Source organism: Pseudomonas sp. Fl4BN1 (genome assembly GCF_009908285.1).
Classification (GTDB): Bacteria; Pseudomonadota; Gammaproteobacteria; order Pseudomonadales; family Pseudomonadaceae; genus Aquipseudomonas.
Map to the genome: position 1 here is coordinate 429298 of NZ_JAAARM010000001.1, position 26236 is coordinate 455533.

Sequence of the window (26236 nt, forward strand, 5' to 3'; positions counted from 1 at the left end):
AGAAAGTCTCCTCAGCAGTCCAGTGGGTTGCGTTTTTCCGGGTTGATACCGAACTTGGTGATGGCTTCAGCCACGACCTTAGGTTCGATGTCACCACGGTCAGCCAAGGCTTCCAAGGCTGCCAACACCACGAAATGACGGTCTACTTCGAAGAAGTGACGCAGTTTCTTGCGGCTGTCGCTACGGCCGAAACCGTCGGTGCCCAGGACTTTGAATTCCTTGGACGGGACCCACTGGCGAATCTGTTCGGCGAACAGCTTCATGTAGTCGGTAGAGGCAATGACCGGACCTTTACGACCGCTCAGGCATTCTTCGACATAACTCAGTTTTGGCTTCTGGCCAGGGTGCAGACGGTTGCTGCGCTCTACGGCCAGGCCATCGCGACGCAATTCGTTGAAGCTGGTAACGCTCCATACGTCAGCGCCGACGTTGAACTCTTCACGCAGGATCTTCGCCGCTTCACGGACTTCACGCAGGATGGTGCCGGAGCCCATCAGTTGCACGTGGTGCGCCGCTTCCTTGGTGTCTTCTTCGAGCAGGTACATGCCCTTGACGATGCCTTCTTCGACACCGGCCGGCATGGCTGGCTGCTGGTAGGACTCGTTCATTACGGTGATGTAGTAGAAGACGTCCTGTTGCTCTTCGGTCATCTTCTTCATGCCGTCCTGGATGATCACCGCCAGCTCGTAGCCGTAGGTTGGATCAAAGGTGCGGCAGTTCGGGATGGTGGCAGCCAGGATGTGGCTGTGACCATCTTCGTGCTGCAGGCCTTCACCGTTAAGGGTGGTACGGCCGGCGGTACCGCCGATCAGGAAGCCACGGGTGCGGCTGTCGCCAGCGGCCCAGGCCAGGTCGCCAATGCGCTGGAAGCCGAACATCGAGTAGAAGATGTAGAACGGCAGCATTGGCTGGTTGTGGCTGGAGTACGAAGTACCGGCAGCGATGAAGGAGCTCATGGCACCTGCTTCGTTGATGCCTTCTTCGAGGATCTGGCCCTTCTTGTCTTCGCGGTAGAACATCACCTGGTCTTTATCGACTGGCTCGTAGAGCTGGCCGACAGAGGAGTAGATGCCCAGTTGGCGGAACATGCCTTCCATACCAAAGGTACGGGCTTCGTCCGGGATGATCGGGACGATGCGCGGGCCGATGTCCTTGTCCTTGACCAACTGCGCGAGGATCCGCACGAAGGCCATGGTGGTGGAGATTTCACGGTCGCCCGAGCCGTCCAGGATAGCCTTGAGGGTATCGAGTGATGGGGTCGGGATGCCGAAGCTTTGGGCGCGGCGTTGTGGCACGAAACCGCCCAGTGCAGTGCGGCGCTCGCTGAGGTAGCGGGCTTCGGCGCTGTTTGGCTCCGGCTTGAAGAACGGCAGGTTCTCCAGCTCGTCGTCTTTGACCGGAATGTCGAAGCGGTCACGGAACAACTTCAGGCTGTCGACATCGACTTTCTTGGTGTTGTGCGCAGTGTTTTTCGCTTCGCCGGCACCGGTGCCATAACCTTTGATGGTCTTGGCCAGGATGACGGTAGGTTGTTCTTTGTGGTTGACCGCTTCGTGGTACGCCGCATAGACCTTGTACGGGTCGTGGCCGCCACGGTTGAGTTTCCAGATCTCGTCGTCGGACAGATCGGCAACCATCGCCTTGAGTTCAGGCGTGTTGAAGAAGTGCTCGCGAACGAACGCGCCGTCTTTGGCTTTGTAGTTCTGGTACTCGCCGTCGATGACTTCGTCCATGCGACGTTGCAGGATGCCGTCGACGTCTTTGGCCAGCAGTGGGTCCCAGAAACGGCCCCAGATGACTTTGGTGACGTTCCACTGAGCACCACGGAACACGCCTTCGAGTTCCTGGATGATCTTGCCATTGCCGCGAACCGGGCCGTCGAGGCGCTGCAGGTTGCAGTTGATGACGAAGATCAGGTTGTCCAGCTTCTCGCGGCCGGCCAGGGAGATTGCGCCCAGGGATTCGGGTTCGTCGCACTCGCCGTCGCCCAGGAAGCACCAGACTTTTTGCTTGCCTTCCGGGATGAAGCCGCGGGCTTCCAGGTACTTCATGAAGCGTGCCTGGTAGATCGCCTGGATCGGGCCAAGGCCCATGGATACAGTCGGGAACTGCCAGAAGTCAGGCATCAGCCAAGGGTGCGGGTAGGACGACAGGCCCTGACCGTCCACTTCCTGGCGGAAGTTGTTCATCTGGTCTTCGGTGATACGACCTTCCATGAACGCACGGGCGTAGACGCCTGGCGAGGTGTGACCCTGGAAGTAGATCAGGTCGCCGCCGTGTTCGTCGGTCGGGGCCTGGAAGAAGTAGTTGAAGCCGATGTCATACAGGGTTGCGCTGGAAGCGAAGCTGGAGATGTGACCGCCCAGGTCAGAATCTTTCAAGTTCGTGCGCATAACCATCGCCATCGCGTTCCAGCGAACCAACGAGCGAATGCGGCGTTCCATGAACAGGTCGCCAGGCATGCGTGCTTCGTGGGTGACGGGAATCGTATTGCGGTATGGCGTGGTGATGGCGTAGGGCAGTTGCGAGCCGCTGCGGGTCGCGAGTTCGCCCATACGGGTCATCAGATAGTGAGCACGGTCTTCGCCTTCTTTATCGAGAACCGATTCCAGGGCGTCCAGCCATTCCTGGGTTTCGACGGGATCGAGGTCTTGCATGGCTTGCTCCAGGGCGGAAAGGCTTCCAGAATCGGTTGCCTGAGTTTGCGACTGGCCTTGTGGGCAGACGATTATAAATTCTTGGATTGCCGAAGGTTGTTCCGGCGGCGTGTAGTTTTACTACAAATCGTCGGCCATTTCAGCCTTTCGAATGTATATACGAGTAGTAAAACTACAGAAGATTGGCTCGTGGCCTCCTGCTGCGTTGTGAGAATAATCGTTACTGTTGGTCGGTGACCAACGGGAATAGGTAATAAATTAATGCTGGCTGCTAAGAAAAACCTATTTTCAGCTATTTCTAACTTTTGTTCGACAGTCGACCGCGCTGCTTGCCCTTGCCAACCATCACCGCCCGCGTTTTCCACGCCGATCAAGGATAGCCCATGAGCCTGCCCGCGCTTGCCCAACTCCCCGCGATTCTCCTGCCATTGGTCAGCCGTGCTGAGCAGTCGTTGCGCAGTGTGGTGGCGACCCTGGAGGGTGACCCCGGCTTAGCGGATTGGAGTGCCGAGCGCTGGGCCGAGTTCGCCCGGGTGGCGGCGGCCAGCGACTTTGTCATTGAACAGAGCCTGCGTGACCCTTTGATGTTGCTGGAGCTGGTGCGCTCCGGCGAGCTGGAGCGCAATTTCGCCGCAGGCGAGCTGTGCGGGCAGATCGCCACGGCGGTGCAGGCGGCCGAGACCGAGGATCAGTTGGGACGGGTGCTGCGCCGCCAGCGCACCCGCCAGCAGGTACGGATTATCTGGCGCGACCTGAATCGCCAGGCGGACCTGGTGCAGACCTGTCGCGACCTTTCCGATCTGGCTGACGCCTGCATCGACCAGGCCTATCAATGGTTGTACCTGCGTCACAGCCAGCAGTTCGGAGTGCCCACCGGCGGGCGCAGCGGCGAGCCACAGCAGATGGTCATCCTCGGCATGGGCAAGCTGGGGGCGGTGGAGCTCAATCTGTCGTCGGATATCGACCTGATCTTTGCCTATCCGGAAGGCGGCGAGACGGTAGGGGTCAAGCGTCCCCTGGATAACCAGGAGTTCTTCATCCGCCTGGGGCAGCGCCTGATCAAGGCCCTGGACCCGATGACGGTCGACGGTTTTGTGTTTCGCGTCGACATGCGTCTGCGGCCTTATGGCTCTGCCGGTTCCCTGGTCCTGAGTTTCAACGCGCTGGAGCAGTACTATCAGGATCAGGGGCGCGACTGGGAGCGCTACGCCATGATCAAGTCCCGGGTGGTGGCAGGGGATCAAGTGGCCGGCGCGCAATTGCAGGATATGCTGCGGCCCTTCGTCTATCGCCGTTACCTGGACTTTTCCGCCATCGAAGCGCTGCGCACCATGAAGCAGCTGATCCAGCAGGAAGTGCGGCGCAAGGGCATGGCCGATAACATCAAGCTGGGCTCGGGGGGGATTCGTGAGGTCGAGTTCATTGCCCAGGCCTTCCAGTTGATTCACGGCGGGCGTGACCTGAGCCTGCAACAGCGTCCTTTATTAAAGGTGCTCGGCACCCTGGAAGGTCAGGGCTACCTGCCGGCGGCGGTGATCAGTGAGCTGCGCGAGGGTTACGAATTCCTGCGTTACACCGAGCATGCGATCCAGGCGATTGCCGATCGGCAGACGCAGATGCTCCCGGACAACCCCCAGGATCAGGCGCGCATTGCCTTCATGTTGGGGTTCGCCGACTGGAGTGCCTTCCACGAGCAGCTGATGTACTGGCGCGGTCGAGTGGAGTGGCACTTTCGCCAGGTCATCGCCGACCCCGATGAGGATGAAGGCGCGGAAAGTGAAGTGGTGGTGGGCGGTGAGTGGTTGCCGCTGTGGGAGGAGGCCCAGGACGAAGAGGCCGCCTGCCGCCAGTTGCAGGAGGGCGGTTTTGTTGATGCGCCCAAGGCCTTGCGAGCTCTGGCCAGCCTGCGGAGCAGCCCGCAACTGCGTGCCATGCAGCGGCTGGGGCGCGAGCGCCTGGATGCCTTTATTCCGCGCTTGCTGGCTCAGGCAGTGGAGCACGCCAATCCGGACCTGGTGTTGGAGCGGGTGCTGCCGTTGGTGGAGGCCGTGGCGCGGCGCTCGGCCTATCTGGTGCTGCTCACTGAAAACCCCGGCGCGCTGCGGCGGCTACTGACCTTGTGTGCGGCCAGTCCGTGGATAGCCGAGCAGATCACCCGCTTTCCCTTGCTGCTGGATGAGTTGCTCAACGAGGGGCGCTTGTTCAAGCCGCCCCTGGCGCCGGAGCTGGCGGCCGAGTTGCGGGAGCGCCTGACGCGGATTCCCGAGGACGACCTGGAACAGCAGATGGAGGCCTTGCGTCACTTCAAGCTGGCCCACCGTCTGCGGGTGGCGGCATCGGAGATTGCCGGCAGCCTGCCTTTAATGAAAGTCAGCGATTATCTGACCTGGCTCGCGGAGGCGATCCTGGAACAGGTGCTGGCCCTGGCCTGGCGCCAGACCGTGGCCAAGTACGGCGCGCCACAGCGCGCCGACGGCACCTTGTGCGATCCGGGATTCATCATCGTTGGCTACGGCAAGGTCGGCGGCATCGAGCTGGGGCACGGTTCCGACCTGGACCTGGTGTTCATCCATGACGGCGATCCCCAGGCGGAAACCGATGGGCCGAAACCCATCGATGGTGCGCAGTTCTTCACCCGGCTCGGACAGCGCATCATTCATCTGCTGACCACCCAGACCAACTCCGGCCAGCTGTATGAAGTGGATATGCGTTTGCGTCCTTCCGGTGCATCGGGCCTGCTGGTGAGTTCCCTGGGGGCCTTTGCCCGTTACCAGGAGAACGAGGCCTGGACCTGGGAGCACCAGGCGCTGGTGCGGGCGCGGGTGCTGGTGGGCAGCCAGGATGTGGGCCAGGCCTTTGAAAAGGTCCGCGCCGCCGTATTGGGCAAAAAGCGCGACCTGCCGAAGCTGCGCCAGGAAGTCAGCGAGATGCGCGCCAAGATGCGCGACAACCTGGGCAGTCGCCTGACTGCTGCCGGAACCGCGGCCAATGCCTTCGAAGCCACGGCGCCGTTCGACCTCAAGCAGGACGCCGGAGGTATCGTCGATATCGAATTTATGGTGCAATACGCGGCCCTGGCGTGGTCCGAAGAGCACCCGTCACTGCTGCGCTACACCGATAACATCCGCATCCTGGAAGGTCTGGAGCAAGTCGGGCTGATGCCGTCGAGCGATGCCAGCCTGCTGCGCGAGGTCTACAAGGCCTACCGTTCCGCTGCTCACCGACAGGCGTTGCAGAATGAAGCCGGGATCATTGCCGGTGATCAATTCGTGACCGAACGACGGGAAGTGTTACGGATTTGGCGCGAGCTGGGGCTAAGCTAAGCGGCCTGAGAGGGCCACCCATGTATTCGGCGAGCCTTGCGGGCTCGCCCAAACTGAACCGGCGGTGAAGGCCGCGGTGCTGGATTCTCGAGGCGGGGAGGCGTATGCCTCCCCGGTTCGTTTATGGAAACCACATGAATATTCTGATTGTTGGGCCCAGTTGGGTCGGTGACATGGTGATGGCGCAGACACTCTTCGAGTGCCTGAAACAGCGTCATCCTCAATGCGAGATCGACGTGCTGGCCCCCGAGTGGAGCCGGCCGATCCTCGAACGCATGCCCCAGGTGCGTCGGGCCTTGAGCTTTCCCCTCGGCCATGGCGCCTTCGAATTGGCCACCCGTCGCCGTATCGGCAAGTCCCTGGCCGGTCAGTACGATCAGGCCATCTTATTGCCCAACTCGCTGAAATCGGCCTTGGTGCCGTTTTTTGCCGGCATTCCCAAGCGTACCGGCTGGCGTGGCGAGTTTCGCTACGGGCTGCTCAACGACGTGCGCAAGCTCGACAAGCAGCGTTATCCGCTGATGATCGAGCGTTTCATGGCGCTGGCCTATGAGCCGGGCGCCCAATTGCCCCAGCCTTATCCGCGTCCGAAGCTGCAGATCGATCCGCAAAGCCGCGATGCGGCCCTGGCCAAGTTCGGCCTGGCCCTGGACCGTCCCGTACTGGCGCTGTGCCCGGGGGCGGAGTTCGGCGAGGCCAAGCGCTGGCCGTCCGAACATTACGCCCAGGTCGCCGAGGCCAAGATCCGCGAAGGCTGGCAGGTCTGGCTGTTCGGCTCGAAGAATGACCACGGTGTCGGCGAAGAAATTCGTGGGCGGCTGATTCCCGGTTTGCGTGAGGAATCAAGCAACCTCAGCGGCGAGACCTCCCTGGCCGAGGCCATCGATCTGCTGTCCTGCGCCGACTCGGTGGTCTCCAACGATTCCGGCTTGATGCACGTGGCTGCGGCGCTGAACCGACCGTTGGTGGCGGTGTACGGCTCGACCTCGCCGGACTTCACCCCGCCCCTGGCCGACCAGGTCGAGGTGGTACGCCTGGGGATCGAGTGCAGTCCATGTTTCGACCGCACCTGCCGTTTCGGCCATTACAACTGCCTGCGCCAGCTGTTGCCGCAGCCGGTGAACGAAGCCTTGCAGCGGTTGCAGGGCTCTGTGGTCGAGGTTCAATAAGTTGCGGGTACTGTTGATCAAGACCTCCTCCCTGGGTGATGTGATTCATGCCTTGCCGGCCCTTACCGATGCCTCGCGAGCGATCCCGGGAATCAAGTTCGACTGGGTGGTGGAAGAGGGTTTTGCCGAGATTCCTACCTGGCATCCGGCGGTGGGCAAGGTGATTCCGGTGGCGATCCGCCGCTGGCGCAAGAATATCTGGCAGACCATCAAGAGCGGCGAGTGGCGGCGCTTCAAGCAGAGCGTGCGTTCGACCAAGTACGACCTGGTGATCGACGCTCAAGGCCTGCTGAAAAGTGCCTGGCTGACCCGTTATGTTCGCGCCCCGGTGGCGGGACTGGACAAGCATTCGGCCCGCGAACCCCTGGCTTCACGCTTCTACTCTCGGCGCCTGGCGGTGGCCCGTGGGCAGCACGCGGTAGAGCGGCTGCGCCAGTTGTTTGCCGTGGCCCTGGGTTACGACCTGCCTCAAGGCTTGGGCGATTACGGCCTGAATGTCGAGAAACTGGTGGAGTTGCCGCGCAAGAAGCCCTTCGTGCTGTTCTTGCACGGGACCACCTGGGACACCAAGCACTGGCCTGAAGCCTATTGGCGCGAGCTGACCGAGCGCATGGGCATGCTCGGGGTCGAGGTCAAGCTGCCTTGGGGCAATCCTGCCGAGAAGGCTCGGGCCGAGCGCATCGCCAGCGGCCTGAAAAACGCCACGGTGCTGCCGAAACTGAATCTGGCCGGGGTCGCCAAGGTATTGGCCGACGCCCAGGCCTGTGTGGCTGTGGACACAGGGCTCGGCCATCTTGCCGCCGCCCTGGATGTGCCGACCATCTCGTTGTTCGGCCCGACCAACCCGGGCCTGACCGGTGCCTATGGCAGGTTGCAGATCCACCTGGGGAGCAACTTTCCCTGTGCGCCGTGTCTGCAGAAGAAATGCACCTACCAGCCGACTGCTGTCGATCAGCAGCGCTATGACCTCAAACGCGAGTGGCCGCTGTGCTTCACTCGCCTGAATCCCGAGCGTGTCGCCAGCCGACTGAGCACCTTGTTACTGGCTGAGGAGCCGCGCTGATGCAATTGGCTTTTGTCCTTTACAAGTATTTCCCCTTCGGTGGCTTGCAGCGTGACTTCATGCGCATTGCCCTGGAGTGTCAGCGTCGCGGTCACCAGATTCGCGTCTATACCCTGATCTGGGAGGGCGATATTCCCCCCGGTTTCGAAGTGCTGGTGGCGCCGGTCAAGGCGCTGTTCAACCATCGCCGCAACGAAAAGCTCAGTGCCTGGATGGAGGCCGACCTGGCCAAGCGTCCGGTGGACCGGCTGATCGGCTTCAACAAGATGCCGGGGCTGGACGTGTACTACGCCGCCGACGGCTGTTTTGAGGATAAGGCGCAGAACCTGCGGCATTCCCTGTACCGTCGTTGGGGCCGTTACCGGCATTTTGCCGAGTACGAGCGCGCGGTGTTCGCCAAGGACGCCAAGACCGAGATCCTGATGATCTCCGAGGTCCAGCAGCCACTGTTCATCAAGCATTACGACACCCCGCTGGAGCGCTTCCACCTGCTGCCGCCGGGGATCGCCCAGGACCGTCGGGCACCGGCCAATGCGGCCGAGATTCGCGCCGACTTCCGCAGTGAGTTCGGCTTGAAGGATGACGACCTGTTGCTGGTGCAGATCGGTTCCGGGTTCAAGACCAAGGGCGTGGATCGCAGCCTCAAGGCCCTGGCGGCGTTGCCGTCGGCGCTGAAAAAACGCACTCGGCTGTTTGTAATCGGCCAGGACGACCCCAAGGTATTCCAGGTGCAAAGTGCCGCACTGGGGTTGAGCGACCAGGTGCAGTTCATGAAAGGGCGCAGTGATATCCCGCGGTTCCTGCTGGGCGCCGACCTGTTGATTCACCCGGCCTACAACGAAAATACCGGCACCGTGTTGCTCGAGGCCCTGGTGGCCGGGCTGCCGGTGCTGGTGAGTGCGGTCTGCGGCTACGCCCATTACATCGCCGAGGCCGAGAGCGGCCTGGTGCTGGATGAGCCGTTTGAGCAGGCCCAGCTCAATCAATACCTCACCACCATGTTGACCGACGACGCTGCACGTGCGAGCTGGGGCCGAAATGGCCTGGCGTTCGCCGAGACGGCCGACCTCTATAGCATGCCGCAGCACGCTGCGGATGTGATTCTGGCGGAGCAACACCGATGAAGTTGATGCTTGCCGAACCCTTCAAGACCCTCTGGGCCGGACGCGATGCGTTCGCTGCAGTCGAGGAGCTCAAGGGCCAGGTTTACCGTGAGCTGGAAGCGCGCCGTACCTTGCGTACGGAAGTCGACGGCCGTGGTTATTTTGTGAAAATCCATCGTGGTATCGGTTGGGGCGAGATCGTCAAGAACCTGATCACCGCCAAGTTGCCGGTGCTCGGCGCTGGCCAGGAATGGCTGGCCCTGGAGCGCCTGCACCAGGTTGGCGTACCTACCATGACCGCCGTGGCCTATGGCGAACGCGGTGCCAATCCGGCGGACCAACATTCGTTTATCGTCACCGAGGAGCTGGCGCCTACCGTCAGCCTCGAAGACTTCAGCATCGACTGGATCAAGCAGCCGCCGCTGCCTGCGCTCAAGCGGGCGCTGATCGCCGAAGTGGCGCGCATGACCGGCATGATGCACCGCGCCGGGGTCAACCACCGCGACTGCTACATCTGTCACTTCCTGCTGCACACCGACCGACCGATCACCCCAGCTGAGCTCAAGCTCTCGGTGATCGACCTGCACCGCGCGCAGACCCGGTCGAAGATCACTCTGCGCTGGCGCAACAAGGATCTGGCGGCCCTGTATTTCTCGGCCCTGGACATTGGCCTGACGCGCCGCGACAAGCTGCGCTTCCTCAAGGGCTACTTCCAGCAGCCACTGCGCCAGATTCTGGCCGAGGAGGCCGCACTGTTGTCCTGGCTCGAGGGCAAGGCGGAAAAGCTCTACGCACGTAAACAGCGGTACGGAGATGCGCTCTGATGGCGAGCTGGAACCTGGACCCTGCCTATCAGGCATTGGCGCAAGATTTCGGCAGTCTGGAAGCGGTATTCGCCCTGCAGGGCGAGCACCTGACCCGTGATCCGCTGTCCGAGGTCATTCGTGTCAAGCGCGATGGCGTCAACTATTACGTCAAGCGCTACACCGGTGCTGGCAAGAACCTGCGGCGTTACCTGGGCAAGCCCCGGGTCAAGTCCGAGTGGCAGAACCTCAAGCGCTTCGCCAAGTGGGGCATTCCCACTGCCGATGTGGTGGCCTGGGGGCTGGAACGGTGTGGCCTGGCTTATTCACGCGGGGCGCTGATCACTCGGGAACTGCCGCACACCGAGGATCTTTCGGTGCTGGCCGACCGTCACGATCCACGGCTCAAGGATCGGCGCTGGGTCGATGTGGTCAGTCGTCAATTGGCGGCCTATACCCGGGTCATGCATGACCATCGCTTTACCCATAACGATTTGAAGTGGCGCAACCTGCTGATCGACGATCAGGACCGGTTGTACCTGATTGACTGTCCGAACGGCGATTTCTGGCGTGGATTCTGGCTCAAGTACCGGATCACCAAGGACCTGGCCTGCCTGGACAAGGTGGCCAAGTATCATTTGTCCGCGACTCAGCGCCTGCGCTTTTATCTGCAATATCGCCAGCGCGACCGCCTGAGTGCCGCCGACAAGGAGCGTATTCGCCACGTGGTGAGATTTTTCGAGGGGCGTGAATGAGCGATTTCCTGGCGTCCGAGGAACGTGCGCTGCTGGAGCGCAACGGCCTTGGCACTTTTGACCAGCTGTGGGCTACGCAATTGGATGCGGTGGACGAGCCTAATACCAGTCGCGGCGGTTGCAGCAGTGTTTTCCGTCTGGATGTAGAGGGGCAGGGGTTCTACCTCAAGCGGCAGACCAACTACCTGACCCGGACCCTGCATCGGCCTTTCGGCGAGCCCAGCTTTGCCCGTGAGTTCCGCAATATTCGCCGCTATCAGCAGTTGGGGATTCCCGCGTTGCAGGCGGTGTTCTTCGGTATGCGCAAGGTAGCAGGGGAATCCAGGGCGATCCTCCTGACTCGTGCCCTGGATGGCTGGGATGATCTGGATGGGTTGCTGCTGCAGTGGGACCAGCTCAGTGACCTTCAGCGTCAAGCCGTGCTCAGGGCTTGTGGGCAACTGGCCCGGCAACTGCACAGCCGGCGCCAGGTGCATGGCTGCTTCTATCCCAAGCATATTTTCCTGCGGGCCAGCGGCGACGGTTATCAAGCGCAGTTGATCGACCTGGAGAAAACCCGGCCCCTGCTGTTCGGCCAGCGTGATCGGGTCAAGGATCTCGAACCCTTGCTGCGTCGGGCTTCAGTGTGGAGTGCCGATGAGGTGCGCTGCTTGCTGGCGGCCTACCTGGATCAGCCCCTGGACAGCTCCCTGGTGGATGCCTGGGTCGCTCGTCTCAGTACTCGCAGCAGTCACAAGGAATCTCGCTGATGCGTTTGTCCGAGCTGAAAGACAGTGGGCGTAGCCCGGCGTTGCCCTTGAGCCTGGACCTGGCGGACGCCGCCGGCCCGGCGCAGTTGCAATTGTTGACCTTGCTGCGAGTGTTGCCCGGGCAACGCTATGTGGGTGCCGGGGTCTGGCGCGGCCGGCCGGTGTTGGCCAAGTTGCTGGTGGGGCCCAAGGCCGCACGCCATTTTCAGCGGGAATTGAAGGGTGTGCGCCTGCTGGCGGAGCAGGGCCTGACCACGCCTTTGCTGTTGGCGGACGGTTTGCAGGATGGCGAGGGCGGCTGGCTGCTGTTCGAGTTCCTGGAGGGCGCGCAAAGCCTCGGCGAGGCCTGGAAGCAGGTGGAAACACTGCCGGTGCTGGCGGATGAGCAGGCTGCAGTGCTGGCGCAGGCGCTTGGGGCGATCGGCCAGCTGCATGCCAAGGGCCTGTGGCAGGAAGACCTGCACTTGGACAATCTGCTGCGTCACGGCGCACAGCTGCATTTGATCGATGGTGCAGGGATCTGTGTCGAGGAGGCCGGCAAGCCGCTGTCTCGCTCCAGGGTCCTGGAGAATCTCGGGGTGTTCTTTGCTCAACTGCCCAAGAGCCTGGAGCCTTTCACCGAAGAGTTGCTGGTGCACTACCTATTGAGCAATGCCGAGCATGCCTTGCCCCTGGAAGCCCTGCAGAAGCAGGTGGACAAGGTGCGTGGCTGGCGCCTGCGGGACTTTCTCAAGAAGGTCGGCCGTGAATGCACGCTGTTCAGCGTGCAGCGTGGACCGTTTGCGTTGCGCGCGATTCGCCGTGAGGAAGAGGCGGCGATGCTGTCGGTGCTTGAACAGGCCGACACCCTGCTGGATCAGGGTCACTTGTACAAGACCGGTGGCGCAGCCAGTGTCGGTCGGGTCGAGGTGGCGGGGCGCAGCCTGGTGGTCAAGCGCTACAACATCAAGGGCTTCGCCCATTGGCTCAAGCGTTTCTGGCGCCCGAGCCGAGCCTGGCATTCCTGGTGCGAAGGCAATCGCCTGGCGTTTCTGGGGATCGCCACGCCCAAGCCCCTGGCGTTGTTGGAGACGCGTTTTCTCTGGCTGCGGCGCCGTGCCTATCTGGTCACCGAGTACCTGCCGGGACCGGACATCATCGAGCGCTTTGCTCCGTTCGTAGCCAGTGGTGATGCGCCGGAGTCGGAATTGCAGGCCCTGGACCAGCTCTTTGCCGAGTTGATCAAGGAGCGCATCAGTCATGGCGACTTCAAGGGGCACAACCTGTTCTGGCAAGAGGACCGCTGGGCACTGATCGATCTGGATTCCATGTGCCAGCACCACAGCCTGAGGAGTTTCGCGCCGGCTTATGCCCGTGATCGCGCACGTTTCATGCGCAATTGGCCAGAAAGCAGCAATTTGTATCAAGTGATTGATCGGCGCTTGCCAAAGACTGCGCAGGCCGCTGAGGCCTGACCTGCGACCTATAGCCGCTGCCGCGCTCGATATCCGGGACCTTGCATGGGCCTCAAGAGTGCATCTCCTGCGGCGCCTCGCAGGCTTTGGTGGCGGCTACAGGGATGGCTGGGGGAGCGTGTAGTACGCTGCCCCTGGGCTCGCGGCTTGCCGCTAGAGGCTTGCCCCGGCTTTTACGTTATAATCCCGCCCTTTCGTTGTTTCTCGCCCCTTGCGAGCACACTTTATTTTCAAGGCGCATTGCGCCCGCATGCAGACTAAACGAGGCTAGACCCCTGTGGCATTGACGATTCTTGGCCTGTCCGGCGCCCTTAGCCATGATCCTTCAGCAGCCCTGTACATCGATGGCAAGCTGATCGCCGCCGCTGAAGAAGAGCGTTTCGTGCGCGACAAGCATGCAAAGAACCGCATGCCCTATGAGTCGGCGAAGTTCTGCCTGGAGCAGGCCGGGATCAAACCCTCCGACGTCGATGTGGTAGCGATTCCGTTTGCCCCGATCAGCCTGTTCGGCAAGGCCCGCTGGCATTACGCCAAGCGCTACTGGTATGCCCCGGACCGTGCCCTCGATGCGATCCTGATGGGCAACCGTCGCTACAAGCGCTATCGCAACAAGATCGTCTGGTGCCTGGAGCAACTGGGTTTTGATCCGAAGAAGATCAAGATCGAGCCGGTGGAGCATCACCTGGCTCACGCCTCCAGCGCTTACCACTGTTCGGGCTTCAAGGAGAAAACCGCGATCCTCGGGATCGACGGCAAGGGTGAGTACGCCACCACGTTCTTCGGCTACGGCGAAAACGGCAAGATCCACAAGATCAAGGAATTCTTCGATCCGGACTCTCTGGGCGGCCTCTATGGCGCGATCACTGAGTTCCTCGGCTTCGAGATGCTCGATGGCGAGTTCAAGGTCATGGGCATGGCGCCGTACGGCGATGCCAGCAAGTACGACTTCTCGCGCCTGGCCAGTTTTGAAAACGGCGAGTTGGTGATCAACACCGATTACGCCAACGTCATCGGCCTGCGTCGTTACAAAGAGAAGGGCAAGGGTTTCTACTTCTCGCCAAAACTCATCGAGTGGCTGGGTCCCAAGCGCGAAGGCGACATCGCCGACGAGCCTTACATCCACTATGCGGCGAGCATGCAAGCGCTGTTCGAAAAGCTGGCCCTGCAGATGATCGACCACTACCTGGGCGACATCCTCAAGGAAACCGGCAAGCTGGCCTTCGCCGGCGGCTGCGCGCTGAACGTCAAGCTGAACCAGAAGATCATTGCCCGCCCCGAGGTCAAGGAGCTGTTCGTGCAGCCGGCTTCCGGCGACGCCGGCACCGCAGTGGGTGCCGCCGCCTACGTTTCCCATGCCCGTGGGGTGCCGGTAGAGAAGATGGAACACGTCTATCTCGGCCCGTCCTACAGCAACGAAGATGTGATTGCGGCCTGCGCCCGTCACCCGAACAAGCCAGCCTGGCGGCAGATCGACAACACTCCGGAGCGGATCGCCAAGATCATGGTCGACGGCAACCCGGTGGCCTGGTTCCAGGGGCGCATGGAGTTCGGTCCGCGTGCCTTGGGCGGTCGCTCGATCATTGGTTGCCCGAGCGCCAGCGGTGTCGCCGACCGGATCAACGAGCAGATCAAGTTCCGCGAGCGCTGGAGGCCTTTCTGCCCGTCGATGCTCGACACCGTTGGTCCGCAGATGATCAAGGTCGACCATCCGGCGCCGTTCATGACCTTCACTTTTGAAGTGTCTGAAGAGTGGAAAAGCCGGGTGCCGGAAGTGGTCCACGAGGACGGTACGTCCCGGGCCCAGGTGCTCAAGCGCGAATACAACCCGCGCTACTACGACATGATGAAGGCCCTGGAAGTCCTGACCGGCAACGGTGTGTCGCTGAACACATCGTTGAACCGCCGTGGCGAACCGATGATCTGCTCGCCGACCGATGCCCTGAACATGTTCTTTGGGTCCGATCTGCAGTACCTGATCATGGAAGACATTCTGGTGGTCAAAGACGGCGTGGACCCTTATGACACGCTCGGCTGAACGCCATGTGCTGCAGTTCTGCCACGGCTATGACGGGCCGTTCCTGGACTGTGCTCGGCAATACGCCAACCTGTTCGCGGGCAGCGGCTATCGGGTGACCACGGTGTTTCTGACCGGGGCCGCCGATGCCGATGTCGCCGCGGGCTGCGCCTCCGATGAAGTGCTGTTCATGGAGTACAGCTCCAAGGCCATTCGTGGCCTGAAGCTGGGGGCCATCCGTGACATGCGCAAGATTGCCGCCTCGCGCAATTTCAGCTTCTGCATCGCCCATCGTTTCAAGCCGATTTACATCGCCTTGCTGGGCACCCGCTTGCCGGTGATTGGTGTCCATCATGCGTTTTCCGATTACAAGCGCGGCAGCCGCAAGTTCTTTGCCCAGCTGTTCCGCAAGCGCCTGAGCCTGCTCGGGGTGTCCGATGCGGTGCGTGACGACATGCGCGCCTGCCTGCCGAAATGGCCGGCGCAGCGCATTCAGACCCTGTACAACCGCATCGACCTTGAGGCCCTGCAGGCCGAGCAACTGAGCGCTGCCCAGGCCCGCAGCGAGCTGGGCCTGTCCGCCGATGCCTGGATTGTCGGCAACGTCGGGCGCCTGCACCCGGACAAGGACCAGGCCACCTTGCTGCGTGGCTTTGCCGCGGCCGTGCCGCAGTTGCCGGCACACAGCCAACTGGCGATTCTTGGAACCGGGCGTCTGGAAAAAGACCTGAAATCCCTGGCCCGCGAACTGGGGGTTGCCGATCGCGTGCTGTTCCTTGGGCAGGTGTCCCAGGCCCGACGCTATTTCCGCGCCTTCGATGTGTTCGCCCTGAGTTCCGATCATGAGCCGTTTGGCATGGTCCTGCTGGAGGCCATGGCCGCTGGCGTGCCGCTGCTGGCCACCGCCTGTGGCGGTGCCCGGGAAGTGGTCGAGGGAGTGGGCATCCTGTTCCCTCTGGGGGACGTCGAGCATATGGCGCAAGGGCTGCAGCATCTGGCCGCGATGGACGATCACCAGCGCCGGGTCTGTGCCGAGCTGATGCTCGATCGCTTGCGCGAGCGGTTCTCCGACCGTGCGGTACGCGACGTATTCTGGCGTTTGCCGCAAGTCACCGATCTGACCGCGAGGGGCTGATGCTCAATCGATTTCAAGGCTGGCGCGAACGTGGCTGGTCAGTCATTGACGCATCGACCTATGCCGAGGCCTGGCAGCGTTTTGGCGGCAGCGTAGCGACTCACCCGTTGGTGGTAGAGCAGTTGGCGGACCTGGCGCAGATCCCGGTGCGTTATCTGGCCTGGGAGCACAACGGCCAGTTGCAGGCCGCCATCGCTACCTGGGGCCGGGACTTGGCGTTGTCCAAGGACGTGCTCAAGCGTGCCGGCAAGAAAGGGTTGTTCGATATTGGCAATGCCGAGCTGATCCTGCCGGCTGCCGCAGATGCCCAGGCGCCGCTGCGCCATCGCGGGCGTTATCTTTCCGCGTTGAACGAAGGGCGTTTCAGCACTCTTAAGCCTCAGGCCGAACAACTGGCCATGGCTCGTACCCCGGAAGAACTGTCGAAGAAGTTTCGCTACAACCAGCGTCGTGAACTGCGCCTGCTGGAAGAGGCGGGCGGGTTGGTGCGGCCTGTCAGTGATTTCACCAGTCCTGAACTGGCGGCCATCTACTGTGATCTGTTCCAGCGTCGCTGGGGCTTTGCCGCCACTGGCGCCGAACGCATGGCCGAGGTGCTGGAACGCTTGCGCGAGCTGCTGATTGGCTCGGTAATTTTCCTCAACGATGCACCGATTGCCGTGCAGTTGATCTATCGGGTCGAAGCGCCGGAGTGGATCAGCGTCGAGTACGTCAATGGTGGTGTCGATCCGGAGACCCGCGAGTTCAGCCCGGGTAGTGTGCTGAGTTTTCTCAACACCCAGAGTGCCTGGGAGCAGGCTCGTGCGTTGAACAAGCCGTTGCGGTTTTCCTTCGGTCGCGCTGACCGTGAGTACAAGGACCGTTGGTGTAATCCTGTGCCGGTTTTCCAGGTGTGAGTCAGCCCATGAGTCGTAAGCAGCAACTGCTCAAGCGCCATCGTCGTAATAAACGCATTGCTCTGCTGGTCGGATTGGCGCTGCTGCTGCTGGTTGGTGTGCTGGTGGCCTGGTGGTTGCCGGTGCTGCTGGCTGTTCTTGGCTGGCTGGCCCATGAAGCCTGGTTTGCCGACCACTTGTTCTATTCGCCCCAAGACGACTATCGCTACGACTTCGGCAGTGACGCACAGCCAGTCGCGGTGCGCCTGGAGGCGGGGCGCCTGCTGCTGGGCTCGCCGCAGGAGTGGGCAGGGAATGAGACGCTGGTCCTTGGGGTGCAGGTCAAGAGCTCCTGGCTGGGACGTTTGCTTGATCCGGCGATTGAAGTGCGGGGCGGTTCGAGCATTGATCGTCAGGTATTCGAGCGTGGGGTCAATGGCCTGCGCTATCTCAATCTCAGTGGCCTGGCCGGTCCCTTGGCCAGCGGCGAGTTGCAATTGCGCGGGCGCTTCTGCCGGATACAGATCCAGCCACAGTTGATGGTCTGGCGTGATCCTGACTACCGGCGCCAGCGGGTGATGGTGATTGCCCCCCATGCCGACGATGCTGAATTGGCAGCATTTGGTCTGTACAGCCAGGCCGATGAAGCCTGGATCGTGACCCTGACCGCAGGGGAAATCGAGGCCGAGCATTACCAGGCCATGGGCCTGAACCCTGCAGAGGCGGCGCGGGTCAAGGGACGTCTACGGGCCTGGGACAGTATTACGGTGCCTCGTTGGGCGGGAGTCCCGGAGTCCCATTGCGTGCAACTGGGCTATTTCTGCCTGCAACTGCCCGCCATGCAGGCTGCCCCTGAGCAGCCGATGGCCTCTCGCGAGGCGCAATTGAGCGATATCCGCCTGTTCCGCCAGTTCAATCCGTTCCCGTTGCCCGCCGACCTGGATGGGCAGCCGACCTGGAACAATCTTCTAGCCGACCTGCGTGCGCTGTTGCTCAAGGCGCGCCCCGAAGTGATAGTGCTGCCGCACCCGACACTGGACCCTCATCCCGATCACATCTGTGCCCAGGCGGCGCTGATGCAGGCTCTGGAAGGGCTGGAGTGGCAGCCGACCAGCATCCTTGGTTACGCCAATCACCTGCATGACAATGACCGCTGGCCGATGGGCGATTCGGGCGCGGGCATTGCCTTGCCCCCCGTTTTTGACTCGGGCACGGTGCTGCGTCCATGGTGCCTGGCGCTTTCTCAGGTCGAGCAATATGACAAAGCCATGGCGCTGGGCATGATGCATGACCTGCAGCCGAAAATGCCGTTCAAGCGGCGCCTGCGCAGGTCGATACAGCAGCTTATGGCCCTCAGAAAACCTTCGGCCCTTGGGGAGAATGAGTTCTTTCGCAAGGCGGTCAGGCGGCATGAGCTGTTCTGGCTGTTGAAGTCGCGCTAAACCGACATAACCATAGGGGCGCTTTGTACCCCTAATTCGACAGTGAGTCCTTTGTGATCAATCCTCGCCCGCGAATCTTGTTTCTCATGCCTTACTTTGGCAGTTGGCCCTTCTGGATGCCGTTTTTCCTTGAAAGCTGCCGACGTAATCCGGATATCGACTGGCTATTTTTCAGCGACTGCGGGATCCCGGACAATCTGCCGCCGAACGTCCGCCATGAAAGCATCAGCTTTGCCGATTACTGCGCCTTGGTATCCCAGCGTCTGGATATCGATTTTGCGCCCACGGCCGCCTACAAGCTCTGTGATATCAGGCCGGCGTTTGGGCATATCCATCTTGATCGGCTGGAGGGCTACGACTTCTGGGCCTTCGGCGATATCGACCTGATCTACGGTGATCTGCGAGCCTACTTCACCGCGGATCGCCTGGCGAAGTATGACCTGTTCTCCACCCACGAGCGGCGAGTGGCCGGGCACTTGTGCCTGATACGCAACAATGTCCGCCAGCGTGAATTGTTCAGGAAGATCAAGGACTGGCAGGTGCGCTTTACCGACCAGAAGCATCATGCACTGGATGAGGGAGCCTTCAGTCGGATTTTCCTCTGGCGCAAGAATTTCCCGGAGCCGCTGTTCAAGTTGGTCGGCAAGTTCAATCCGTGGCGCCGTCGCAGTGAGTTCACCGAGGCGTTCAGCACTCCGGGCGGAGTCATCAAGTGGCATGACGGCAGTCGCGATTTTCCGTCGTGCTGGTACTGGAAGGATGGGCGTCTGACCAATGATCGCGACGCCGGCCGCGAGTTTCCGTACTTCCACTTTGTGTGCTGGAAGCGCAATGAATGGTCGGGCTTGGCGCCTGATGCACAGGCGGTCAAGGCCTTGGCCAGTGAGTCGTCCTGGCTCATCGATGCCACAGGTTTTCACCGGGGAGAGTTATGAGCCAGCGCTTCAAGGTCCTGCAATTGCAGCCGGACTACAACGTCAAATCCCACGATTTCGCGGACCTGGCAGAACAGATCGTCAAGGCCTTGCCGACTGAACGCTATGAGGTCACGGCAGCGTTTCTGAAAGGTCGCCCCGGGCCGGCCGACCCTGTAAGCCGGGCCGCCCATTCGGTGTATTTCGATTTTTCCGACAAGTCCCTCAAGGGGATGCGTCTGGGGGCCATGTGGCGGCTGTATCAGTTTTGCCGCAGGGAAAAGTTCGATGTGGTGATCTGCAATCGCTTCAAACCAGTGAACATGATGCTGACGCTCAACCGCTGGTTGAAGGTTCCGTTGTGTATCGGTATCTCCCATGGGTTCGGCGAGTACGACCGCTGGTATCGGCGGCGCCAGGCCCAGCGCCTGATCGATCGGCATTGGCGTTTTGTCGGTGTGTCGCCCGCGGTCAAGCAGTACCTGCTGGATTGCCAGTGCGGTTTCACCGAGCAGAACACCTGGGCCATCACCAACGCCATCGATCTTGAGCAGGCCGAAGCCTTGCAGCATTCGCGCGAACGCTCTCGAGAGCTGTTGGGGCTGGATCCGTCGGTGCGCCTGATTGGCGCCTTGGGGCGGTTGGTACCGGTAAAGGGCCACACCTATCTGCTACAGGCATTTGCCCAGCTCAAGGACAAGTATCCGCAGGCGCAGTTGGCGATCATTGGCGCGGGTCGTGAAGAGTCCAATCTGCGAGCCGAGATCGAGCGCCTGGGGCTGCAGGGCCGGGCCCACCTGTTGGGCTTCAAGGAAAACGCCCTGCAGTACGTGCGCGCCTTCGATATCTGGACCATGCCGTCACTGGCTGAAGGCCTTGGGCTGGCGTTGCTCGAAGGCATGAGTGGGCAGTTGCCAGTGATCGCCTCGAACGTACCGGCGATGCTGCCGCTGATCGAGGGGGCTGGTGGTCTTGCCGTGGAGCCTGCCAATGTGCAGGCCCTGCTAGAGGCCTTGGACAAGTACCTCGGGCTGTCCGACGCAGAGCTGGCGGACAAGGGGCAGCAAGCCTATCGCTATTTGCGGCAAGAACATGACATTGATGTATTCCGCCAGGAATACCTCCAACTGATCGACTCGGGCTTGAGTCAGGCGGGCAAGAGGCAGGAATGACAGACCAGCAACCTGTAGTGACGGTGATCATCGCCTCCTACAACCACGCGCCCTACATCGAACAGAGCATTCTCAGTGTGCTCAACCAGAGCTATTCGAACATCGAGTTGCTGGTGGTCGATGATGGCTCCAGCGATGACAGTGCCGAGCGTATCCGGCGCTTGCAGGAGCAGCATGGCTTCGACTTCCGGGTCCAGCAGAATCAGGGCCTGACCAACACCCTCAATGGCGCCATCGCACGATCCAAAGGCAGCCTGATCGTGCCCTTCGGCTCCGACGACATCATGTTGCCCGAGCGTATCGCGACGCAGGTGGCCTATATGGACGGCAAGCCCGAGGTTGGGATCTGCGCCGGCAATATCGAACTGATCGACAGTGAGGGCAACCTGTTTCCCGAGAAGCGCCAGCGCCGTGACGTACCGTTCCGACGCCTGGACTTTGACGACATGTTTCTTGAGCGCAAGCCTTATCCGCCGGCCCCGACGCTGATGATTCGTCGTGAGGCGCTGGAGAAGGTTGGTGGTTTCGATCCGAATATCCGCCTGGAAGACTTGTTGATCGAGTTGAAGATCACCCATGCGGGCTACTTCATCGATGGCTTGAATGTATTGATGGCGCGTTATCGCAAGCACGCCACCAACTCGTACAAAAACCACCGTTTCATGATCGACAACATCCTGCGTACCTATGCCCTGTTCAGCGACCATCCGCTGTACGACGAGGTGCGCTACAAGTTTCTCAGCTCGATGTTCCTCAAGGTCTCCAACCGTGACCGGACACTGGCCCGAGAGCTGCTGGCACAGATTCCCTTCAAGGCCTGGAACAAGAAAACCTGGCGTGGGCTGGCGCGCTTGTACTTTTCGCCGTTGGAAAAAGACTGAAGAGGCGTAGGTAATGGGCTGGATTCAACGCTTTCTTGAAAAGCGCGCCAAGCGTGCGATCCGCAAGCTGCCGAAGATCGAACGCGGCGTGGTGCGTTTCCAGCAGCATTATCCGGGGTACAGCATTGGGCGTGGCAGCTACGGCTTGCCCGAGGTGCATGACTGGCAAGAGGGCTCGACCCTGAGCATTGGGGCGTACTGCTCGATTGCCGAAGGCGTGCAGATTTTCCTCGGTGGACACCACCGGGCGGATTGGGTCAGCACTTATCCGTTCCCGGCGATGCTGCCCCAGGCCGCGCATATCAGCGGATACGCTGTCACCAATGGCGATGTGAAGGTTGGCAATGATGTCTGGCTGTGTTCCAACAGCACCCTGTTGTCAGGTGTGACCATTGGCCATGGTGCAATTATTGCGGCAGGAGCCCTGGTCACCAAGGATGTCGAGCCCTATGCGGTGGTTGGTGGCAACCCGGCACGCTTCCTGCGCTGGCGTTTTCCCGAAGAACAGCGTCTGCAACTTCTGCAGAGTGCCTGGTGGGATTGGCCTGAGGCTGAGTTGCACGGGTTGGCCGACAAGCTCTGCAGTGATGATATCGAGGGCTTTCTGGACTATGCCCGGCAACGCTCAGCCTGACTGCTGGGGCCAATAGCGGCTCTCAGCCATGACTCTTGCCTGACTTGACCCGGACAACCCTCACGGGCTGCCTGGATCAAGCGTGGGCGTTGCTGTGGCTCAGTGAGCGCCTTGACGCTCACTGCCCACAGGCAGCGCTTTCAATAGCCTTGTAGCCAGTGACGCGGAGGTCGGTAGTGCATAACCGGCCTGCAGCGCGCCCAGGTGCTCCTGGAACAACCAGCCACGGTCTTCGCTATAACGCTGCATGTGCCGCAGATTGCGCTGGCGTAGCGAGGTTCTTAGCGCAGAGGGGTAGACCCGCAGGTCGGCAAGATCGATCAGGCCGAACTCGCCATTTTCCAGCACCAGCACATTGGCCAGGTGCAGCGAGCGGAAGTACACCCCCTGCTCATGCAGCTTGGCCATGAACGTACCGAAGCTCTTGATCAGCTTCGCGCGCTGCTCGGCGGTGTCGGCCGACTGCAGGCGTTGGCGCAGGGTTTGCCCGGGCAGGGGCTGGTAGCGCACGGCATTGCTGCCGTCTGCGAGGCGGTAGAGCCCGAGGATGATCGGCACAGCAATACCCAGTTCGCGCAGTTGCTCGCTGTTGTTGGCAAAACGCTCGGAGTAGGGATTGAAACCGCCGGAGGTGTACCAGTGGCGGGGGCGGAACAGCTTGAAGAAGCTGCCGTCCTCCAGGCACAGGACTTTGGGGCCCAGGCCATCGGCCTCGATTACCTGGGCGTTGGCGGTCAACTGTTCGGCGGCGGCAGGCGTGAGCAATTGCACCGCCAGGGCAGGCGAGCGCCTGGCCCGCTGGCCTATGCACAGGGCGGCGATCAGCGCCAGGGGAATCCACAGCAGGAACCAGTGCTCCTTGGGGCGCGAGAGAATCCCGCCGCCCTCGGTCAGGCCGGCCCCTATGCCGAACATCAGCCAGGTCGAGGCCAGGATCATCAGTGGGGTCGCACGCAGCTGCCAGCTTTTGAACAGGGCCCAGGCCTGCATGAACAACCACGGCAGCAAGCCGAAGATGCCCACATAGTAGAGAACCCCCAAGGCAAAGTTGTGCGGCTCTTGCAGAAGGAAGCCGATGCCCGGGTCCAGAGACAGGCTGGCGTTATAGCCATGGCCGATCCATGGGTGGTTGGCAATCTGCTCCAGCGCCAGGCGCCAGAGATCGAAACGCGAAGAACTGCCACGCTCCAGGAGCATCTGCGAGAACAGCAGCACCACCGCCGTGCCACCTGCCAGCATGCCCGCAAGCAGCATCAGCGAGCGGCGGTTCCAGCTGATGAAACTCAGCCAGAGGGCGGCCAGAGTCAGTGCCACCAAGGGCGTTCTGGAGCCCGTAGCGATCAGCGCGGCGAACATGATGGTCATGGCTGGAACACTCAGCCAGAGCATCTGGTAGCGGCGACAAGTCATGCTCAGGCATAACCAGTACACACAGAAGAAACCGAAGACATGGGAGCTCAGCAGCGGGTTGTCAAAAGCTCCGGCGCCGATCATGCGTAAATCGGGGGTGTGATAACGAACGAAGACATACAGATTGAAGATCGAGGCGATGAGCGCAATGATCGCGGCGCAGAAGATCAGGGGCTGCAGTATTTCGCTGCGATAGCGAACCAGCAGGGCGCAGCCGGCAAACAGCATCAGGAGGTGCAGGGGGACTTTGATCTCTCCCAGCACGCTATCGACCGGAGGGCTCCAGGCAAGGCTGACAATGGCCCAGGTACAGAACAGCAGCATGGCAATAAAGATTGGCTCGCGTACCAGTCCTTTCAGCTCGCTGGGGCGTGAGCACAGGGCAATCAGTACCGGAATGCTGAACAGCCCGTAGTAGATCTTGTGCAGCATGCTTCGCCCGGGAAGAAAAAACATCGCGCAGAGAAGCAATAGATAGCCAATCGGCAAGATCCATAGGCAAATGAAATCGAATACTCGATTGGACGTGTTGCTGAGCGCATTCAGTTGCATGCTGGGAGCTTCGTTCCAGAAATGAAGTCGGCCATGATAGCGACTATTGCCAGGTACTGTCGTTTGTCAGCTGAACAATTGCTGGCACTCGGGGATTGTCAGCGTGCTTGGGAAGCTGTGCTAAAGTCAGCCTCCTTTTTGACGACATTCGCGTGATATGACCGACTCCAGTCCCAGCGCAAGCCCCTCGAGCTTGAAAATCTACTTCCGTCTGCTCGGCTATGTGCGGCCATATATTGGTCTGTTCCTCATCAGCATCGTCGGGTTCTTGATCTTCGCATCGACCCAGCCGATGCTCGGCTACATCCTCAAGTATTTTGTCGACGGCTTGTCCAATCCCGACGCTGCGTTGTTCCCCTCGGTTCCCTATCTGCGGGACATGCGCCTGCTGCAGGCGGTGCCGCTACTGATCGTATTGATCGCGGCCTGGCAGGGCCTGGGCTCCTACCTGGGCAACTACTTTCTAGCCAAGGTCTCCCTGGGGCTGGTGCATGACCTGCGAGTACAGCTGTTCAACAACTTGCTGACACTGCCCAACCGCTATTTTGACAAGCACAACTCCGGGCACCTGATCTCGCGCATCACCTTCAACGTGACCATGGTCACCGGAGCGGCCACGGACGCGATCAAGGTCGTGATCCGTGAAGGCATGACGGTGATCTTCCTGTTTGCTTCGTTGCTGTGGATGAACTGGCGCCTGACCCTGGTGATGATTGCCATCCTGCCGCTGATCGCCATCATGGTTCGCACCGCCAGCAAGAAATTCCGCAAACAGAGCAAGAAAATCCAGGTGGCCATGGGTGATGTGACCCATGTGGCCTCGGAAACCATCCAGGGCTATCGCGTGGTACGCAGCTTTGGCGGCGAGACTTATGAGCAGCAGCGCTTTCTTGCCGCAAGCCAAGGTAATACCGACAAACAACTGCGCATGACCCGCACCGGTGCCATCTACACCCCGATGCTGCAACTGGTGATCTACAGCGCCATGGCGGTGCTGATGTTCCTGGTTCTGTACCTGCGCGGTGATGCTTCTGCGGGCGAGATGGTTGCCTACATCACCATGGCCGGCCTGCTGCCCAAGCCGATCCGCCAGCTGTCCGAAGTCAGCTCTACTATCCAGAAGGGCGTGGCGGGCGCGGAAAGCATTTTCGAGCAGTTGGACGTCGAGCCGGAAATCGACCGTGGCACCGTGGAACACGCCAGCATCAGTGGGCACCTGGAAGTGCGTAATCTGAGCTTCACCTACCCGGGAACCGAGCGTCAGGTGCTCGATGACATCAGTTTCAGTGTCGAACCCGGGAAAATGGTGGCTCTGGTGGGGCGTTCCGGTAGCGGTAAATCCACCCTGGCCAACCTGATCCCGCGCTTCTATCACCACGACCAGGGCCAGATCCTCCTGGACGGCACCGAGATTGAGGACTATCGCCTGCTCAACCTGCGTCGGCATATTGCCCAGGTCACCCAGCACGTCACCCTGTTCAGCGATACCGTGGCCAACAACATCGCCTATGGCGACCTGGCTGGGGCGCCGCGTGCGGATATCGAGAAGGCCGCCGCCGATGCCTATGCCATGGATTTCATCGCCCAGTTGCCCGAGGGTCTCGACACCCAGGTGGGTGAGAACGGCGTGCTGCTTTCGGGTGGCCAGCGTCAGCGCCTGGCGATTGCCCGGGCCTTGTTGAAAAACGCGCCGCTGTTGATTCTCGACGAAGCCACCTCGGCCCTGGATACCGAGTCCGAGCGGCATATCCAGGCTGCTCTGGACAAGGTCATGAAAGGGCGTACCACCTTGGTGATCGCCCACCGCCTGTCGACCATCGAGAAGGCTGATCTGATCCTGGTCATGGATCAGGGGCGAATTGTCGAGCGCGGTACCCACGCTGAGCTGCTGGCGCAGAACGGCTATTACGCGCGGTTGAATGCCATGGGGCTGGAAGAGCCCGTACCCACTGGGATTGCCTGACCGTTAGCGGGGCGCGAGCAGGCTCGCTCCCCGCTATATCCAGGGTGTGCAAGGCACCTTGATATCATTTGTATTGCCCGCGTTACATTCTTGACCAAGCTTAAATAATTCTGCCTTTCACGCTTGTTATGGTTGCCCCCTGAATCGTCGAATTGATCGAGAGGGCCA

The 26236-nt window shown here is 61.0% G+C and carries 19 protein-coding genes; 17 read left to right on the forward strand and 2 right to left on the reverse strand.

The features are described 5' to 3' along the window. Positions 1–11: 11 nt before the first annotated feature. Positions 12–2657 carry a pyruvate dehydrogenase (acetyl-transferring), homodimeric type gene (aceE, locus tag GV818_RS01885; RefSeq protein WP_161775702.1) on the reverse strand — a complete coding sequence of 882 codons (2646 nt, stop codon included), beginning with the start codon at positions 2655–2657 and terminating at the stop codon, positions 12–14. 383 nt (positions 2658–3040) lie between these two features. On the opposite strand from aceE, the gene glnE reads away from it, so the two are divergent. The 16 genes from glnE (at position 3041) to GV818_RS01965 (ending at position 22143) form a co-directional block, all read left to right on the forward strand. Beyond that, a complete protein-coding gene (gene glnE / locus GV818_RS01890) occupies positions 3041–5980 on the forward strand; it encodes a bifunctional [glutamate--ammonia ligase]-adenylyl-L-tyrosine phosphorylase/[glutamate--ammonia-ligase] adenylyltransferase (protein ID WP_161775703.1) in 2940 nt (979 codons plus the stop codon). A 134-nt stretch (positions 5981–6114) separates the two neighbouring features. Continuing rightward, the gene (gene waaF / locus GV818_RS01895) at positions 6115–7149 is read left to right on the forward strand and encodes a lipopolysaccharide heptosyltransferase II (protein WP_161775704.1); all 1035 of its coding nucleotides are present in this window, start codon (positions 6115–6117) and stop codon (positions 7147–7149) included. A 1-nt stretch (position 7150) separates the two neighbouring features. Next, on the forward strand, positions 7151–8212 hold the full coding sequence (waaC, locus tag GV818_RS01900) for a lipopolysaccharide heptosyltransferase I (protein ID WP_161758923.1): 1062 nt from the start codon (positions 7151–7153) through the stop codon (positions 8210–8212). Continuing rightward, positions 8212–9336 (forward strand): glycosyltransferase family 4 protein, encoded by a 1125-nt coding sequence (locus GV818_RS01905; protein WP_161775705.1) that lies wholly within the window; start codon positions 8212–8214, stop codon positions 9334–9336. Before waaC ends, GV818_RS01905 begins: the two co-directional genes overlap by 1 nt. Further along, the gene (gene rfaP, locus GV818_RS01910) at positions 9333–10139 is read left to right on the forward strand and encodes a lipopolysaccharide core heptose(I) kinase RfaP (protein ID WP_161758925.1); all 807 of its coding nucleotides are present in this window, start codon (positions 9333–9335) and stop codon (positions 10137–10139) included. The genes GV818_RS01905 and rfaP overlap by 4 nt, the downstream gene beginning before the upstream one ends. Beyond that, the gene (locus GV818_RS01915; RefSeq protein WP_161758926.1) at positions 10139–10873 is read left to right on the forward strand and encodes a lipopolysaccharide kinase InaA family protein; all 735 of its coding nucleotides are present in this window, start codon (positions 10139–10141) and stop codon (positions 10871–10873) included. The genes rfaP and GV818_RS01915 overlap by 1 nt, the downstream gene beginning before the upstream one ends. After that, positions 10870–11622, forward strand: coding sequence for a lipopolysaccharide kinase InaA family protein (locus GV818_RS01920; protein ID WP_161758927.1), 753 nt, complete (start codon positions 10870–10872; stop codon positions 11620–11622). Before GV818_RS01915 ends, GV818_RS01920 begins: the two co-directional genes overlap by 4 nt. After that, complete coding sequence (locus GV818_RS01925; protein ID WP_161775706.1) at positions 11622–13076, forward strand: lipopolysaccharide kinase InaA family protein; 1455 nt, start codon at positions 11622–11624, stop codon at positions 13074–13076. Before GV818_RS01920 ends, GV818_RS01925 begins: the two co-directional genes overlap by 1 nt. 277 nt (positions 13077–13353) lie before the next feature. Next, a complete protein-coding gene (locus GV818_RS01930; protein ID WP_161758929.1) occupies positions 13354–15111 on the forward strand; it encodes a carbamoyltransferase family protein in 1758 nt (585 codons plus the stop codon). Continuing rightward, the gene (locus tag GV818_RS01935) at positions 15095–16225 is read left to right on the forward strand and encodes a glycosyltransferase (RefSeq protein ID WP_161758930.1); all 1131 of its coding nucleotides are present in this window, start codon (positions 15095–15097) and stop codon (positions 16223–16225) included. The genes GV818_RS01930 and GV818_RS01935 overlap by 17 nt, the downstream gene beginning before the upstream one ends. Then, entirely contained in the window at positions 16225–17121 is an 897-nt protein-coding gene (locus tag GV818_RS01940; RefSeq protein WP_161775707.1) for an antimicrobial resistance protein Mig-14, read from the forward strand. The genes GV818_RS01935 and GV818_RS01940 overlap by 1 nt, the downstream gene beginning before the upstream one ends. 8 nt (positions 17122–17129) lie before the next feature. Continuing rightward, a complete protein-coding gene (locus GV818_RS01945) occupies positions 17130–18542 on the forward strand; it encodes a PIG-L deacetylase family protein (RefSeq protein WP_161775708.1) in 1413 nt (470 codons plus the stop codon). Between the two features lie 53 nt (positions 18543–18595). Further along, a complete protein-coding gene (locus GV818_RS01950; RefSeq protein ID WP_161775709.1) occupies positions 18596–19477 on the forward strand; it encodes a DUF6625 family protein in 882 nt (293 codons plus the stop codon). Then, the gene (locus GV818_RS01955) at positions 19474–20628 is read left to right on the forward strand and encodes a glycosyltransferase (RefSeq protein ID WP_161775710.1); all 1155 of its coding nucleotides are present in this window, start codon (positions 19474–19476) and stop codon (positions 20626–20628) included. Before GV818_RS01950 ends, GV818_RS01955 begins: the two co-directional genes overlap by 4 nt. After that, positions 20625–21509, forward strand: a complete 885-nt coding sequence (locus GV818_RS01960; protein WP_161775711.1) for a glycosyltransferase — start codon at positions 20625–20627, stop codon at positions 21507–21509. The genes GV818_RS01955 and GV818_RS01960 overlap by 4 nt, the downstream gene beginning before the upstream one ends. A 13-nt stretch (positions 21510–21522) precedes the next feature. Then, positions 21523–22143, forward strand: a complete 621-nt coding sequence (locus GV818_RS01965; protein WP_161758936.1) for a CatB-related O-acetyltransferase — start codon at positions 21523–21525, stop codon at positions 22141–22143. A gap of 99 nt (positions 22144–22242) precedes the next feature. Here GV818_RS01965 and GV818_RS01970 read toward each other — a convergent pair whose 3' ends face one another. Then, on the reverse strand, positions 22243–24105 hold the full coding sequence (locus GV818_RS01970; protein ID WP_161775712.1) for an O-antigen ligase family protein: 1863 nt from the start codon (positions 24103–24105) through the stop codon (positions 22243–22245). Between the two features lie 157 nt (positions 24106–24262). Between GV818_RS01970 and msbA the strand changes: the two genes are divergently transcribed. Beyond that, entirely contained in the window at positions 24263–26068 is a 1806-nt protein-coding gene (gene msbA, locus GV818_RS01975) for a lipid A export permease/ATP-binding protein MsbA (RefSeq protein WP_161775713.1), read from the forward strand. The last annotated feature ends 168 nt before the right edge of the window (positions 26069–26236 follow it).